Origin of the sequence: Dyella marensis, assembly GCF_900112865.1 — a bacterium.
Classification (GTDB): domain Bacteria; phylum Pseudomonadota; class Gammaproteobacteria; order Xanthomonadales; family Rhodanobacteraceae; genus Dyella_D; species Dyella_D marensis_A.
The window spans coordinates 68,621-84,740 of record NZ_FONH01000016.1; the positions used below are offsets into that span (position 1 = coordinate 68,621).

9 protein-coding genes are annotated in these 16,120 nt (G+C 67.6%); 5 read left to right on the top strand and 4 right to left on the bottom strand.

Annotation, left to right across the window (positions count from 1 at the left end; all coding sequences use genetic code 11):
* Nucleotides 1–10 precede the first annotated feature (10 nt).
* From BM172_RS17200 to BM172_RS17215, 4 genes are all read right to left on the bottom strand, one after another.
* Nucleotides 11–1,426 (bottom strand): efflux transporter outer membrane subunit, encoded by a 1,416-nt coding sequence (locus tag BM172_RS17200; protein WP_026635636.1) that lies wholly within the window; start codon nucleotides 1,424–1,426, stop codon nucleotides 11–13.
* Nucleotides 1,419–4,565 (bottom strand): efflux RND transporter permease subunit, encoded by a 3,147-nt coding sequence (locus BM172_RS17205; RefSeq protein WP_026635635.1) that lies wholly within the window; start codon nucleotides 4,563–4,565, stop codon nucleotides 1,419–1,421. Before BM172_RS17205 ends, BM172_RS17200 begins: the two co-directional genes overlap by 8 nt.
* A gap of 12 nt (nucleotides 4,566–4,577) precedes the next feature.
* Entirely contained in the window at nucleotides 4,578–5,759 is a 1,182-nt protein-coding gene (locus BM172_RS17210; RefSeq protein ID WP_026635634.1) for an efflux RND transporter periplasmic adaptor subunit, read from the bottom strand.
* Between the two features lie 260 nt (nucleotides 5,760–6,019).
* Nucleotides 6,020–7,219 (bottom strand): ROK family transcriptional regulator, encoded by a 1,200-nt coding sequence (locus tag BM172_RS17215; RefSeq protein ID WP_026635633.1) that lies wholly within the window; start codon nucleotides 7,217–7,219, stop codon nucleotides 6,020–6,022.
* Between the two features lie 226 nt (nucleotides 7,220–7,445).
* Here BM172_RS17215 and BM172_RS17220 point away from each other — a divergent pair, with 226 nt between their 5' ends.
* From BM172_RS17220 to BM172_RS17240, 5 genes are all read left to right on the top strand, one after another.
* The gene (locus BM172_RS17220; protein WP_026635632.1) at nucleotides 7,446–8,849 is read left to right on the top strand and encodes an APC family permease; all 1,404 of its coding nucleotides are present in this window, start codon (nucleotides 7,446–7,448) and stop codon (nucleotides 8,847–8,849) included.
* On the top strand, nucleotides 8,846–9,874 hold the full coding sequence (locus tag BM172_RS17225) for an ROK family protein (protein ID WP_081805189.1): 1,029 nt from the start codon (nucleotides 8,846–8,848) through the stop codon (nucleotides 9,872–9,874). The genes BM172_RS17220 and BM172_RS17225 overlap by 4 nt, the downstream gene beginning before the upstream one ends.
* An 88-nt stretch (nucleotides 9,875–9,962) precedes the next feature.
* Nucleotides 9,963–12,683, top strand: a complete 2,721-nt coding sequence (locus tag BM172_RS17230) for a TonB-dependent receptor (RefSeq protein ID WP_026635631.1) — start codon at nucleotides 9,963–9,965, stop codon at nucleotides 12,681–12,683.
* 7 nt (nucleotides 12,684–12,690) lie between these two features.
* Nucleotides 12,691–15,024, top strand: coding sequence for a family 20 glycosylhydrolase (locus BM172_RS17235; RefSeq protein ID WP_051548770.1), 2,334 nt, complete (start codon nucleotides 12,691–12,693; stop codon nucleotides 15,022–15,024).
* A complete protein-coding gene (locus BM172_RS17240) occupies nucleotides 15,021–16,085 on the top strand; it encodes an acyltransferase family protein (protein ID WP_026635630.1) in 1,065 nt (354 codons plus the stop codon). Before BM172_RS17235 ends, BM172_RS17240 begins: the two co-directional genes overlap by 4 nt.
* Nucleotides 16,086–16,120: the final 35 nt, after the last annotated feature.

A 16,120-nucleotide genomic window follows, 5' to 3' on the forward strand; every position in this document is an offset into this window, starting at 1 on the left:
GCTGTCGGGATCAAGGGCTGCGTTCGTTCCAGCCGCCTCCGAGCACTTTATACAAAGTGACCCGATTGGTCTGCTCGGCCAGTCGCGTCGCAATAAGCTGCTGCTGCGCGGCGTACAGCGCGCGCTGCGCGTCCAGCGCCACCAGGTAGCTGTCCTTGCCGGCCTTGTAGCGCGCACGCGAGAGTTCGTCCGCGCGCGCTGCCGCGCCGACCAGGGCCTCCTGCGCCTGGCGCTGCCCGGCCAGGGTGCCGGTGAGTGCCAGTGCATCGGCCACTTCGCGGAAGCCGGCCTGGATCGCCTGCTCGTACTGCGCCAGCGCGATCTGCTGGTCGGCCTTGGCGCCGGCCAGCTGCGCGCGCAGGCGGCCGCCCTGGAAGATCGGCAGGCTGATCTGCGGTGCGAAACTCCACACGCGCGTGCCGCTGTCGAACAGGTTGTTGAGCTGCCCGCTGGCCGAGCCCACGCTGCCGGTGAGCAGGATGGACGGGAAGAACGCCGCACGCGCCGCCCCGATATCGGCATTGGCCGCGCGCAGCAGATGTTCGGACTGCAGGATGTCCGGACGGCGCAGCAGCACCTCGGACGGCAGCTCCGCCGGCAGCGCGCCGAGCATGCTGGCGTCGTCGCCCAGGCCCGACGGCAGCAGCGCCTCGTCCAGCGCACCGCCCGCCAGCAGGCGCAGTGCGTTGACGTCCTGCGCGACCTGGCCGGTGTAGCGCGCCATGTCGGCTCGGGCGGATTCGACCGTGGTCTGCGCCTGGCTCACGTCCAGGCTCGATGCCGCACCGAGCGCGTGACGTTGTTCAGTCAATTTGAATGAAGCCTCCTGCGTCTCGCGCGTGGCCTGCGCCACCTTCAGCGATTCGCGGTCGGCCGCCAGGGTCAGCCAGGCATTGGCCACCTCGGCGATCAGGCTCAGCTGCGCGCTGCGGCTGGCTTCGCCTTGGGCCAGGTAACGCTCCAGCGCACCGGTGCTCAGCGAATTCACGCGACCGAACAGATCCAGCTCGAAGGCCGTGGTGCCCAGCTCCGCGCGGTACTGCTGCCCCACCTGCCCCGGCGGCTGGCCGCTGCCGCCGGCGCGCTGCAGCGAGGCGGTGGCGGCGATCGAGGGCAGGCGATCGGCGCGCTGGATGCGGTACTGCGCACGCGCCTTCTCCACGTTGAGCACGGCGACCCGCAGGTCGCGGTTGTTGCGCAGCGACTGCTCGATCAGCGTGGCCAGGCGCGGGTCGACATAGAACTGGCGCCAGCCGATGTCGGCTGCGCGCCCTTGCGTGGCGCCCGTCGCCGCTGCGTCCGCGTGCTCGGGCAGCGGCCACGCCGCCGGCACATCCGGCTGCGCGGCCGGCAGCTTCGGCGCCAGGCTCACGCAGCCGCCCAGGGCCAGAGCCGCTGCACAAATCAAAAGGAAAGACTTATTCATGCGAGCTGTCTCCGGCGACGGCCGCGCCGCTCACGGCAATGCGCTTCCTGCGCCCGAACGCGCGCTGCACCACCACGAAGAACAGCGGCACGAAGAACAGCCCCAGCGCCGTGCCGGCGACCATGCCGCCGAGCACGCCGGTACCGATCGCGCGCTGCGCACCGGAACCCGCGCCATTGGCCAGCGCCAGCGGCAGCACGCCCAGGCCGAAGGCCAGCGAGGTCATCAGGATCGGACGCAGGCGCATGCGCACCGCCAGCAAGGTGGCGTCGAGCAGGGCCATGCCCTTCTCCAGGTTCTCCTTGGCGAACTCCACGATCAGGATGGCGTTCTTGCTCGACAGGCCGACCGTGGTGAGCATCGCCACCTGGAAGTAGACATCGCGATCCAGCCCACGGAAGGTCGCCGCCAGCACCGTGCCGAGAATGCCCAGCGGCGCCACCAGCAGCACCGCGGTGGGAATCGCCCAGCTCTCGTACAACGCCGCCAGGCACAGGAACACCACCAGTACCGACAGCGTGTACAGCATCGGCGCCTGCGCACCGGCCTCGCGCTCCTGGTAGGACTGCCCGGTCCATTCCAGGCCGACGCCGCGCGGCAGCTTCGCCACCAGCTTCTCGACTTCGGCCATGGCGTCGCCCGAGCTCACGCCCGGCGCGGCCTCGCCATTGATCTGCATCGCCGACACGCCGTTGTAGCGCTCCAGGCGCGGCGAACCGAAATCCCAGCGCGTGCTGGCGAAGGCGCGGAACGGCACCATCGCACCGGCGGCGTTGCGCACCGACCACTTCTCGAAATCCTCCGGCGCCATGCGGAACGGCGCATCGGCCTGCACGAACACGCGCTTGACGCGACCGCGATCCATGAAGTCATCGATGTACTGGCCGCCCCAGGCCATGCTCAGCGTGTCGTTGAGGTCGCCGATCGACAGCCCCTGCGCCGCGGCCTTCTGGTAATCGACATCGATACGGAACTGCGGCGTGTCGTCCTGGCCGTTGGCGCGCACGTTGGCCAGCAGCTTGCTCTGCGCGGCTTCCTGCAGGAACTGGTTGCGCGCCGCCACCAGGGCTTCGTGGCCAAGGCCATTGTTGTCTTTCAGATAGAAGTCGAAGCCGGCGGAGTTGCCCAGCTCCGGCACCGCCGGCGGCGCGAAGGCGAAGGCCATCGCATCCTTGTACTGGCCGAAGGCGCCCATGGCATGGCCGGCCACCGCATCCAGGCTCATGTCCTTGCCGTGGCGCTCGCTCCAGTCCTTCAGCTGCACGAAGGCCATGCCGGCGTTCTGGCCGTTGCCGGCGAAGCTGAAGCCGAGCACCGAGAACACCGAATCCACCGCCGGGTCGGCCATGAAGTGCTGTTCGATGCGGCCCATCACGCGGGCGGTGCGCTCGGTGGTCGCGCCCACCGGCGTCTGCACCATGGTGAACAGGAAGCCCTGGTCTTCCATCGGCAGGAACGAGGTGGGCAGGCGCAGGAACACCGCCACCATCGCCGCGCTCATCGCCACGAACACCAGCAGGAAGCGCCGGCCGCGCGCGATGATCGCGCCCACCGCGCCCTGGTACTTGCGCGTGCCCTGGTCGAAGCGGCGGTTGAACCAGCCGAAGAAGCCGCGATCCGAAGCATGCTGGCCCTTGGCGATCGGCTTGAGCAAGGTGGCGCACAGCGCCGGCGTCAGCACGATCGCCACCAGTACCGACAGCGCCATCGACGACACGATGGTCACCGAGAACTGCCGGTAGATCACGCCGGTGGAGCCGCTCAGGAAGGCCATCGGCACGAACACCGCCGACAGCACCAGGGCGATGCCGACCAGCGCGCCGGTGATCTGCGACATCGACTTGCGCGTGGCTTCGAGCGGCGAGAGGCCTTCCTCGCTCATCACGCGCTCGACGTTCTCCACCACCACGATGGCGTCGTCGACCAGCAGGCCGATCGCCAGCACCATGGCGAACATGGTGAGCATGTTGATCGAATAGCCCATCGCGGCCAGCACGCCGAAGGTGCCCAGCAGCACTACCGGCACCGCAATGGTCGGGATCAGGGTGGCGCGGAAGTTCTGCAGGAACAGGTACATCACCAGGAACACCAGCACGATCGCTTCGAGCAGGGTCGTGATCACGCCCTCGATCGACACCCGCACGAAGGGCGTGGTGTCGAAGGCGATCACCGACTTCACGCCGCGCGGGAAAGTCGGCTCCATCTGCTGCAGCGCGGCCTTCACGCGTTCGGCCGTGGCCAGTGCGTTGGCGCCGGAGGTGAGCGAGATGGCGATGCCGGTGGCCGACTTGCCGTTGTACTTGCTGGCCGAGCCGTAGTCCTGCAGGCCCAGCTCGACGCGGGCGACCTCGCCCAGGGTCAGCACGGAGCCATCGGTGTTGCTGCGGATCACGATCTGGCGGAACTGCTCCGGCGTCTGCAGGCGCTGCTGCGCGATCACCGAGGCATTGATCTGCTGGCCCTTCACCGCGGGATTGCCGCCGATCTGGCCGACCGCCACCTGCTGGTTCTGCGCACGCAGCGCGGCCACCACTTCGGGCGGCGTCAGCTTGTACGTGTCGAGCTTGTTCGGATCCAGCCAGATGCGCATGGCGTACTTGGAACCGAACACTTCGATATTGCCCACGCCGGCCACCCGGCTGAGCGGGTCCACCAGGTGGGCGGTGACGTAGTCGGAGATGTCCTCGCCGTCCAGGCGGCCGTCCTGGGACACGAAGCCGACCACCATCAGGAAGCCGGAACTCGACTTGACCACGTTGATGCCCTGCTGCTGCACGATCTGCGGCAACAGCGGCGTGGCCAGCTGCAGCTTGTTCTGCACCTGCACCTGGGCGATGTCGGGATTGGTGCCGTTCTCGAAGGTCAGCGTCACCTGCACCGAGCCGTCGGAATCGCTGGTGGCGGACATGTACAGCAGGCCGTCCAGGCCCTTCATGTTCTGCTCGATGATCTGCGTCACCGAGTCTTCCGCCGCCTGCGCCGAGGCGCCGGGGTAGTTGGCGTTGATCGTCACCTGCGGCGGCGCGATCACCGGATACTGCGACACCGGCAGGCGCAGCAGCGACAGCGCGCCGGCGAGCATCACGATGATGGCGATCACCCAGGCGAAGATGGGGCGATCGATAAAGAAGCGTGCCATGGGTCGGTGTCCTCAGTGCGCCGCGGACACATGTCCGGCAGCCGCGGCGGCCGGCGCGCCGGCTTCGCTGGCGTGCACCGGCATGCCGGGCTGGATCGTCTGCAGGCCTTCGACGATGACCTGGTCGCCGGCCGCGAGGCCGCCCTCGACCAGCCACTGGTCGCCGACGGTGCGGCCGACCTGCACTTCGCGCAGCGCCGCCTTGCCGTCCTTGTCCACCACCATCGCGGTGGCGCCGCCCTTGGGATCGCGCGAGATGCCTGCCTGCGGCACCAGGATGCCGCGCGGATTGCTGCCCTTGTCGAGCACGGCGCGCACATACATGCCGGGCAGCAGCACGCCTTCCGGATTGGGCACGATCACGCGCAGCGCGAAGCTGCCGGTGCCGGGATCGACGCTGACGTCGGCGAACTGCAGCTTGCCGTCGTGCGCATAGGTGCTGCCGTCTTCCAGCAAAATCTTCACCGGCGTGCCGCCGGCTTCCTTCAGCGAGCCGGCGGCGATGCGCTTGCGCAGGTCCAGCAGCTCGCCGCTGGACTGGGTGACGTCGACGAAGACCGGATCCATCTGCTGCACGCGCGCCATCGGCTCGGCCTGGTTGGCGGTGACCAGCGCACCCGGCGTCACCGCGGACTTGCCGATGCGTCCGGTGATCGGCGACACGATGCGCGCGAAGGCCAGGTTCACGCCGGTGCTTTCCACCTGCGCCTGCCCCGCGGCGACGTCGGCCTCGGCCTGGCGCCATGTTGCGGTAGCGGTTTCATCGTCCTGCTTGCTGACCGCGTCGATGCGTGCCAGCTCGCTCGTGCGCTTGGCATTGAGCTGGGCCGAATACAGCGCGGCCTTCGCTTTCGCCAACGCCGCCTTGGCATTGTTGTTGTCCGCGCGATACACCGCGTCGTCGAGCTGGTACAGCGGCTGCCCCGCCTTCACCAGCGCGCCCTCTTCGAACAGGCGCTGCTTGACGATGCCGTTCACCTGCGGCCGCACTTCGGCGATCTGGAAGGCACTGGTGCGCCCCGGCAATTCGCGCGTCACGGTGACCGCCTGCGGCTTGAGCGTCACCACCGTCACTTCGGCGGGACCGCCCTGCTGTGGAGCGGCCTGCTGGCCCTTGCAGGCGACCAGGGCCAGGACAGAGGCGGCCAGGACCGTCAGGGCCAGACCGCGCAAGAAAATACGCTTTGAGTACATGAGAAGACCTCGGTCGCCGTCGCATGGGGAGGCGACAGATCAAGAGTGAACGATCATTCTCATTATTGAACCGAAATTGCCGGGCAGTCAATGAGACTGACGGCAGGGGGGTAAATTGGCCATGAGACGGGCCGTTCCGGCCGCACGGCTTGCCTCAGGGTGCATCGGCACGGCGCAGGATGCGTGTCCTCGCTTGCGCAATGGGCGCGGCAAGTTCATGCGATGAAGGCGGCCGGTCGCGCACGCGCCGGCGCCATGGATCAGGCCTTCAACAGCGCCTGGTAGTCGGGACTCAGCTCCGCCAGCACGACCAGCGCAGCCGCGCCCAGCGCCACGCAATCCGGGCCGGCCGTGCCCAGCCGCAGGCGTTCGTGGCCGCGGTCCGCCCGCGCGCTTACCGAGGGATGGAGTGGAAACGCCGCGTCGATCAATCGGCGCAGGATGTCGTCGAACAGGGTGCCGCCCACCAGCACCGTCTCCGGATCGAGCAGGGATTCGAGCACGTTCACCGCATGGCGCAGCGCCGGCACCGCTTCGGCCAGCCAGCGCTCGATGCCGGCGGCGTGGCGCGGGTCGGCGATATCCACGTCGATCAGGTTCTGGTCGACACCGATGCCGAGATGCTCCAGCAGCGAAGCGCCGGAGACGTAGCGCTCCAGGCAGCCGCGCTTGCCGCAATAGCAGGGCTTGCCGTCGGGCACGGCGATGACGTGGCCGATTTCGCCGGCATTGCGCCAGTGGCCGGAGTACAGCCGGTTGTCGAGATAGAAACCCGCGCCCAGGCCGTGCCCGAAGAACAGATAGGCGAAATCCCGCAGGCCCCCGGCGACGCCGTACAGGCGCTCGCCCATCGCCGCCGCGGTAGCGTCGTTCTCCAGCAGCACTGGCAGCCGGGTCAGTTCGCGCAGGCGCGCGAGGCTGGCCGCGTCGTCCCAGCCCGGCATGCTGGTGGGGCCGACCGCGCTCATGCCTTCCACGCCGAACGGGCCGGGCAAGGCGATGCCGATGCCGAGCAGGCGGTCCGGGGGCAGGTTGGCGCGGAAGGTTTCGACGGTGCCGGCCAGCAGCGGCAGTGCGTCGGCGAAGCTGGGATAGCTCACCGCGTGCACGCGGCGGCCGCGGGTGCTGCCTTTCAGATCCAGCAGCACCGCCAGCACCTGGTGCTGCTCCACATGGAAACCGACCGAGAAACCGCCGTCCGGATTGATCGACAGCGGAATCGGCGGCTGCCCGCGCGCGGTCTTTTCCGGCGCGTGGGTGGTGAGCATCGACTCGGCGACCAGCTCGGCCACGATGTTGGAAATGGTCTGCGCCGTGAGCGAGGTCAGTCGGGTGAGGTCCGCCCGGGTCAGCCGTCCTGCCTGCCGGATCGCCTCCAGCACCACCCGGCGGTTATGCAGGCGCGCGTGCTCGAGGTTGGTGCCCGTGGTGGGCCGGTTGGACCGGGACGAAGTGTGCATCGCTGACTGGGGCTTGTTCCGTGCGGGGTTCGGGCGCCTGGGCATTTTACGGGCGGTTCGAAGCGGAACGGCCCGGCCTGGCGCGATTCCGGAGCCAGACTACACCCGCGGCAATTAATTTCTTCAACTTGAATTAATAGAAATCCTGTGTTCTGCTTGCCCTGGCCCAACCTGCCAGCGGGCTATTCCAGCCAGTCGTTTGCTGTACCCGGAGCCTCCCGAGCACATGCAAGACCCGACCTCGCCCCTTCCCGACGCGCCCCGGCTCAAGCCCTTGCTGGGCCTGCCCGCAGCCATCGCGCTCAACATGAGCCAGATGTGCGGCGCCGGCCCGTTTATCACCATCCCGGCGATGGTGGCGGTGATGGGCGGCCCGCAGGCCTGCCTGGGCTGGCTGCTCGGCGCCCTGCTCGCCCTGTGCGACGGCCTGGTATGGGCCGAACTGGGCGCCGCCCTGCCCGGTTCGGGCGGCACCTACGTCTATCTGCGCGAGGCCTTCGGCAAGCGCACCGGCACCCTGCTGCCGTTCCTGTTCGTATGGACGGCGATGCTGTTCATCCCGATGACCATGGCCACCGGCGTGATCGGCTTCGTGCAGTACACGGGCTGGCTGTGGCCGGGCATGACCTCGATGCAGGGGCATCTGCTGGGGCTGGCGCTGATCTGGCTGACCATCGCGGCGCTGTGGCGCGGCACGGGCTCGATCGGCCGGCTGGGCATCGTGCTGTGGGCGATCATGCTGGCCAGCATCGGCTGCCTGATCGTCGCCTCGCTCACTCACTTCGACGCTGCACGCGCGTTCACCCTGCCGCCCGGCGCCTTCGACCTCGGCGGCGTCGCGTTCTGGCTGGGCCTTGCCGGCAGCCTGACCATCGGCACCTACGACTATCTCGGCTACAACACCACCGCCTATATCGCCGCGGAACTGAAGAACCCGGGCCACATCCTGCCCGCATCGATCGTCTATTCGATCCTCGGCATGTTCGTCGTGTACTTCACCATGCAGGTCGGCATGCTCGGCGTGGTCGACTGGCATCGCATGCTGGACACCAGCTCGCCGGCCTATAACTCGATCGCCTCGGTGGTGCTGGCCGAGACCTGGGGCACCACGGCGGCGCGCATCGTCACCGTGCTGATCCTGGTCACCTGCGCCGCCTCGGTGTTCGCCGGCGTGCTCGGCGGCTCGCGCGTGCCGTACGAAGCGGCACGCGACGGGGTCTTCTTCCGCGCCTTTGCCGGACTGCATCCGCGACTGGGCTTTCCGACCTGGGGCCTGCTGGCGATGGGCGTGCTGACCTCGCTCGGCTTTGCCGTCGGACGCGCGACCTCGCTGACCACACTGATCCAGCTGCTCACCACGGTGATGATCCTGGTGCAGTCGATCGCGCAGATCGCCGCGCTGTTCGCACTGCGCCGCCGGCGTCCCGGAATGCGGCGTCCTTACCGCATGTGGCTGTATCCGATCCCCGCGCTGATCGCGCTGGCAGGCTGGAGCTACATCTACGTTTCCGCCAACGCCAACGCGCCGGGCGCATATCCGATCCAGTGGTCGCTTGCCTGGCTGCTGCTGGGTTCGATCGCGCACCGGCTGTGGTCGCGCATGCACGGCCTGCGCACGGAGCATGCATGAATCACCGCGCCTCCCTCCCGCCCGCGCGCATGTTGCTGGCCATCGACGTCGGCGGCACCAAGACGCAGGCGGCCAGCTACGATCCGGCCTCGGGCGCGCTGCGCCGCTGCCGCCTGGAAACGCATGCGCCGAACCAGCGCGGCGCCGCGGCCTTGCATCGCCTTATCGATGGCGTGAAGCGCGGACTCGCGCTCGATAACGACACGCCGCCGCTGGGCATCGCCGCAGTCTTCCCCGGCGTCATGCGCGGCCAGCACCTGCTGCTGGCCCCGAACACGCCGGGTCTCGAAGGCCTGAACCTGTTCGAGGAACTGGCCGCGGCCTTCGCCTCGACCGGCATCACCCTCGACAACGACGTCAAAGCCGGCGCTCTCGCCGAACACGCCTGGGGTGCGCTGCGCGGCAGCGATCCGAGCCTCTACCTCAATGTCGGCACCGGGCTGGCAGCAGCCGCGATGATCGGCGGGGAGGTCTACCGCGGCCGCAATGGCGCAGCGCTGGAGATCGGCTACCAGCTCACTCCCGCCGATAGCACGCAGACACCCGAGCACTGGCGCGGCTGGCGCGATGGCGTGGCGCCGATGGAAAGCGCGTTCTCCGGCGCCTCGCTCGATGCGCTCGCGCGCCAGGCGCTCGGCGAAGACCGCCGCGCGGAAGACCTGTTCGCCAGCGAGGATCCGAAGATTCGCCACGAGCTGAAGCGCCGTGTGCATGCGCTGGCCGCGCAGTTGGTGAACCTGGCCATCGCGCTGGACGTGGAACGCATCGCCATCGGCGGCGGCATCAACCGGCAGTTCGCACTGTTCGAAGCGACGCTGTCCGGCCTGATGGATCGCCTGGTGCCGTTCCCGCCCATGCTCGTCCGCGCGCACTTCGCCGACGAGGCGCCGCTGTGGGGTGCGCTGGAACTTGCGCGCCGCGCCGCCGGCCTGCCGGCGCTGCCCGCAACGCTGTTCGATGACGCCACCGCTGGCACGACGGAGCCCGCCGGCACGCAGCAACCCACCATGCCAAATCCGCCATAAGCCCGAAGCGACCACGCGCACCGGGGGGAGCCGCGCGCGCCGCCATCGTCCGCCACCGCACACGCACGACCGTTGGGGAGAACCTGTCATGCCGTACCGGATGTCTGTTTTGACGGTGGCCATCGCCGCCAGCCTGCTCTGCCTCGCCCTGCCTGCCAGCGCGCAGGACAACACGGGCGCCGCCGCGTCCCGGCAAACGCCTGCCGACCAGAAGAACGTCAAGGACCTGGCCGGCGTCACCGTCACCGGCATCCGCGCCAGCATGGCCAGGTCGCTGGACACCAAGCGCGATGCCGATGCCATCGTCGATGCAATCACCGCCGAGGACATCGGCAAGTTCCCCAGCACCAACGTGGCCGAGGCGATGGCGCAGATTCCCGGCGTCACCATCGACCGCCGCTTCGGCCAGGGCGAGCGCGTCAGCATCGACGGCACCGACCCAAGCCTCAACCTCACCTTCCTCGACGGCCACCCGGTGGCGCAGACGCCGTGGCTGGTCGGCGAACAGCCCAACCGCGGCTTCGACTACACCCTGCTGGCGCCGGAAGTGCTTGGCCGCCTGGAGATCTACAAGTCGCCTGAAGCGCGCCTGCCCGAGGGCAGCATCGGCGGCACCGTGGTCATGCATACGCGCGAGCCGCTGGACCTCAAGGCGAACACGGTCACCGGTACGCTCGGCTACAACTACGGCGACCAGGCCGACAAAGGCCGCCCGAACGCCTCGGTGCTGTACAGCTGGAAGAACCCGTCGTCGACCTTCGGCGCACTGGTCTCGCTCTCGCACTACGAAGAGCAGACCGATCGCCAGGGCACCGAGATCTTCAACTACGAATCGATGAGCGACGCCGCGCAGGTCAGCCCCTATGTGGCGGACCTGCTCGCCAACGGCAAGGTCCAGGGCAGCGACCTGATGCCCGATTCGCTCAACGCCGCCTGGTTCCAGCAGCACCGCAAGCGCGACACCGTCACCGCCACCGTGCAGTACAAGCCGACCGATCGCCTGGAGTTCCGCGCCAGCGCGCTGTACGTGCGCGAGAACTTCAGCAACTTCGAGCAATCGCTGTACTTCCAGGGTCCGGAACAGAACCTCGACGGCCTGCAGACCCCGGCCCAGCAAGGCGTGGTCCGCGGCGGCCACGTCTGCGGCAACGATCCGGTCAACTGTGCGCCGACCATCTACCTCGATTCCTTCGCGCGCAAATCCATCGTCACCACCAAGGGCCTGGACCTGCAGGGCAGCTATCGCGGCGACGGCTGGAATCTCAGCGGCCAGGCCGGGGCCAGCAAGGCCAGCAACACCTTGCAGGAGTACTACCTGGGCTTCCTCTACGGCGGCGCCTATGCCTGGGACATCAAGCGCGGCATCCATTTCGACGACCCGTCGGCGGCGCGCGATCCGGCCAACTGGATCGCGCCGGACGGCAGCGACAGCCTGCTGCGCAATCCGCTGTCCTCGCGCGACGTCTATGGCCAGCTGGATTTCAGCAAGGACTTCGACGGCGCAGTGAACCAGCTGCTGATCGGCGCACGCTATACGCGTCATAACGAAGGCTCGGACTACCGCTCCTACGCCCAGGGCATCACCAACGGCTCGCTGGCCGACGTCGGCAGCGTCAGCTACACGGACTTCCTCAACAGCAGCGCCTTCTCCGGCTTCTCGGCCGACCAGCGCCGCCACGTGCAGACCAGCAAAGGCGCGGAGCTATCCTGGATCGACCACAGCCCGATCGACTACTCCGACGTCAGCGCCGCCAACTACATCAACGGCACCTGGGGCGTGCGCCAGGAAGCCGAAGCGCTCTACGCCCAGGGCAACTTTTCCTTCGACTCGCTGCGCGGCAACTTCGGCGTGCGCTATGTGCATACCAAGATCGATGGCACGTACATCCAGGCGGTCGGCGCGCCGGTATACCCGGTCCCCGGCGATTGGCACCGCACCTCGAAGGCGACCTATAACGACTGGCTGCCAACCTTCAACCTGGCCTACGACACCCAGCACGATGTGGTGCTGCGCTTCTCCGCGGCCAAGGTGATCTCGTGGGCGCCGTACAACCAGCTGGTGCCCAACACCTTCCTCAACGACGACATCCTCAATGGCACGGGTGGCAACAGCGGTCTGCAACCGTACAAGTCCTACAACTTCAATGCCTCGGCCGAGTGGTATTTCGATACGCAGTCGGTGCTGGCGGCGTCGGTGTTCTACAAGCACGTGCTCAACTACATCGACCAGGTCGCCAAGATCGAGCGCCAGTACAACAGCTTCAACGACAGCGACCACGACAATTTCGTACAGAAATATGTCAACGGCCAGCTCGGCAATTGCGATGTCTCCGGCTTCTGCGACTACACCGTGATCCGCCCCTACAACGCCGGCGCCGGCAAGATCCGCGGCTTCACCCTGAACTACCAGCAGCCGTTCGGCAGCAGCGGCTTCGGCCTGTCGGCGAACTACACCTACACCCATGCTCGCAACAGCGCGGGCGAAGCGCTGCCGTACAGCTCGGACAACGCGGTCAACCTCAGCCCCTACTACGAGAAGGGGCCGCTGTCGGCGCGGCTGATCTACGGCTGGCGCAGCAAATACCTGGCCGGCGGCTTCATCGCCGGAGCGGCCCCGGCCACGGTCGATGCCTATACCGAGCTGGACGCCAGCTTCGGCTGGACGTTCAATCCGAACTTCTCGGTGACGCTGGACGCGATGAACCTGCTGGACGAGAAATACTTCCAGTACCAGGACACCAAGCGCGAGCCGCTCAACACCTACACCACCGGACGCCGCTACATGCTCAACGCGCATTTCAAGTTCTGAGCCGCCCATGACCATACGCACGCTCTGCTTCGGCATCCTGCTTTCCGGTTCGTGCCTGGCGTTTGCCCAGGGCAGCGAACCGTCGCTGATTCCCCGACCCTCAACGGTGGAAGTACGCGACGGCCAGCTGGCCATCGGCCCCGTGGCGATGCTGCACGTCGACCCAGACGACGCGCCTTCTCTCCGCGTCGCCCGGGTCCTGAAGCAAACGCTGGCGCGATATGGTGGCCCGTCCCTGGCCGTCGTCGATGGATCGGCGACGCGGGGACGGGCGGCCACGGAAAACAGCTTTATCGCGATCCGCCTGGATGCCAAGGCGGCCGTGGCCCAGCGCGAGGGCTACGTGCTCGACGTGACGGAGAGCGGCGCCACGCTTACAGCGCGCGACGAAGCCGGCCTGTTCAACGGCGCGATGAGCCTGGCCCAGCTGCTGCTGCCGACCGGCGACCGCCAGATGACCGCCCTGCCCGCTGCCCGCATCGCCGACTGGCCGCGCTTCGCCTGGCGCGGCCTGATGATCGATTCGGCGCGGCATATGCAAAGCGTGGCCGAGCTGGAAGCCATCCTCGACCAGATGGCGCTGCACAAGCTCAACGTGCTGCACTGGCATCTCAGCGATGACCAGGGCTGGCGCATCGAGATCAAGCGCTATCCGGAGCTGACCCGTATCGGTGCATGGCGCACGCCGCCGGGTATGGGCAAGGATGGCGAACCCGCGCGCTATGGCGGCTTCTATTCACAGGACGATATCCGCCATATCGTGGCCTATGCCGCCGAGCGCCATATCACCGTGGTGCCGGAGTTGGACATGCCGGGGCACGCGCAGGCCGCGGTGGCCTCGTATCCCGAATATGGCGTGACAGGGCAGCGCCCCGCCGTTTCCGCGGACTGGGGCATCAATCCCTATCTCTACAACGTCGACGAGCCCACCTTGCATTTCCTGGAGAACGTGCTCGACGAGGTGATGGCGCTGTTTCCCTCGCGCTATATCCATCTCGGCGGCGACGAAGCGATCAAGGATCAGTGGGAGGCTTCGCCGGCGATACGCGAGCGCATGAAGGCGCTGGGCCTGAGCAACCCGGAGCAGTTGCAGGGCTGGCTGATGAGCCGCCTTGGCCGCTACCTGGATCAGCATGGTCGGCGCCTGATCGGCTGGGACGAGATTCTTGAAGGCGGCGTGCCGGGCGATGCGGCGGTGATGTCGTGGCGCGGCACCAAGGGTATCGCCAAGGCGACGGCTGCGGGACACGACGTGGTTGTCGCGCCGGATCCCTACCTGTACTTCGATTACGTGCAGAGCGCGCGCGCCGACGAAACCGCCGGGCGCCTGCCGGTGCAGACGCTCAAGAGCGTGTACACCTTCCCTATCGTTCCGCCTGGCCTGCCGGCCAGCCAGGCCGCGCGCGTGCTTGGTGCCCAGGCCAATGTGTGGAGCGAGCACATGCCCACCGCGGCGCATCTGCAGCATGCGATCTTCCCGCGCCTGGATGCGCTGGCGGAGAACGCATGGACACCCGCGGCACGGCACGACTGGCAGGACTTTCTGCGGCGCCTGCCGGAGCAGCTCGCACGCTATCGCCTGGAGAAGATCGCGTATGGCGACAGTGCGTATGCGGTGGATATCCAGGTCGATCGTGCACAAGCACTGCGCGATGGCAAGGCGAAGGTGCATCTGGCCAATCAGGTCGGCAGCGGCGTAATCCGCTACACGCTGGACGGCAGCGAACCCACGACAGCGTCGATGGAATACCAGGGCGATTTCGTAGTGCCGCTGCCCACCACCATCAAAGCGACGGCCTTCTCTGACAGCTTGCAACTCACCGCCACCCGCGAACGTGCGCTCAACGACGCCACGCTGCGCCGTGCCGAAGGCAGCGAGATCACCGCCTGTCCCGCCAAGGACATCGATGAGATGCGCGCGCAGCCCGCGCCCGACGCCACCTCGCTGCAGCCGGTCTATGTGATCAACAACTTCGACAGCTGCCGCATCACCCCGGCGCTGGCCGCCGATGGCATGCGTTCGGCAGCGATCGAGCTGGCGCGCCTGCCGCGCAATGTGGCGCTGGCGCACGATGCCCATCTGATCGTGGCGCGCCAGGCCGCGACGGCGCACGGCGAACTGGAACTGCGTATGGATCGCTGCGACGGCAAGCCGCTTGCCGTACTTCCCCTGCCCGATCCGGCCACCTCGCCCGCGCATTTCGCGCTGGAGGCGCCGCTAAGCGCCGCAGGTTCGCACGCGCTATGCCTGATCATCACCGGCGCGCCGGCAGCCCCCTACTACGGCATAGGCAGCGTGCAGCTGGACAAGGCCGCGGCCAAGAGCGGCGGCCAGCCATGAGCTCGCGCCTGGCCTCGGTCGACGCCCTGCGCGGCTGCATGGTCGCCGCCATGCTGCTGGTCAACGATCCCGGCGACGAAAGCCATGTCTATGCGCCGCTGGCCCACGCGGCATGGCATGGCTGCACGCCGACCGACCTGATCTTCCCGTTCTTCCTGTTTATCGTCGGCGTATCCACCGCATTGGCGTTCGAGCCGAAGCTCGCGCAGGGCGCGGCGCGCGGACAGTTGCTGCGCACGGCACTGATACGCGCCGCGCGCATCATCGCCCTGGGTCTGGCAATCCACCTGCTGGATATCCTGGTCTCGCCGGACAACCACCTGCGCATCCCAGGCGTACTGCAACGTATCGGCCTGTGTTTCGCGGCGGTCAGCGTATTTGCGCTGTACACGGGACCGCGCAGCTGGTGGGCCGCCATCGCCACGCTCGCCATCGGCTATTGGGCACTGCTGCTGGCCGGCGGCACCCTGGAACCCTTCGCCAATATCCCCGACCGCTTCGACACCTTCGTGTTCGGCCACGGCACCTACCAGTTCGACGCCGCCACCGGCCGCGGCCACGACCCGGAAGGCCTGCTCAGCACCCTGCCCTCGCTCGCCACCTGCCTGGTTGGCCTGTGGGCGGGCCACACGCTGCGGGCGGGACAAACTCGGCCTCTTATCGCGGTTGGCTTCGCGCTCGCCGCATTGGCGTGGGCGTGGTCGTACGCACTGCCCTTCAACAAGAACCTGTGGACTTCCTCGTTCGCGCTGTGGACCGCAGGGCTGGCGATGCTGGCGCTATGGCTGTTCCACACCTTGGTTGACCAGCGCAACTGGCCGCCACTCGGCCGCCGCTTCGGCGTCAATGCCGTCGCAGCTTACGCGGGCGCGGAAACCATGCAGACGCTGTTGCCGCTCGTGCTTACGCCAGAGGCACAGGCGGCCGCACTGAACGCGTGGGCCACAGCATGGAGCATCGATCCGCGCGTCACCTCGCTGGCGTACGCGCTGGCTTTCCTCTGCCTGTGGTGGCTGGTCGTCCACACACTGGATAAACGCAAGGTCTATATCAAGCTCTGACGATCAATCAACGCGACGCAGGTTGGGGTGAGCGC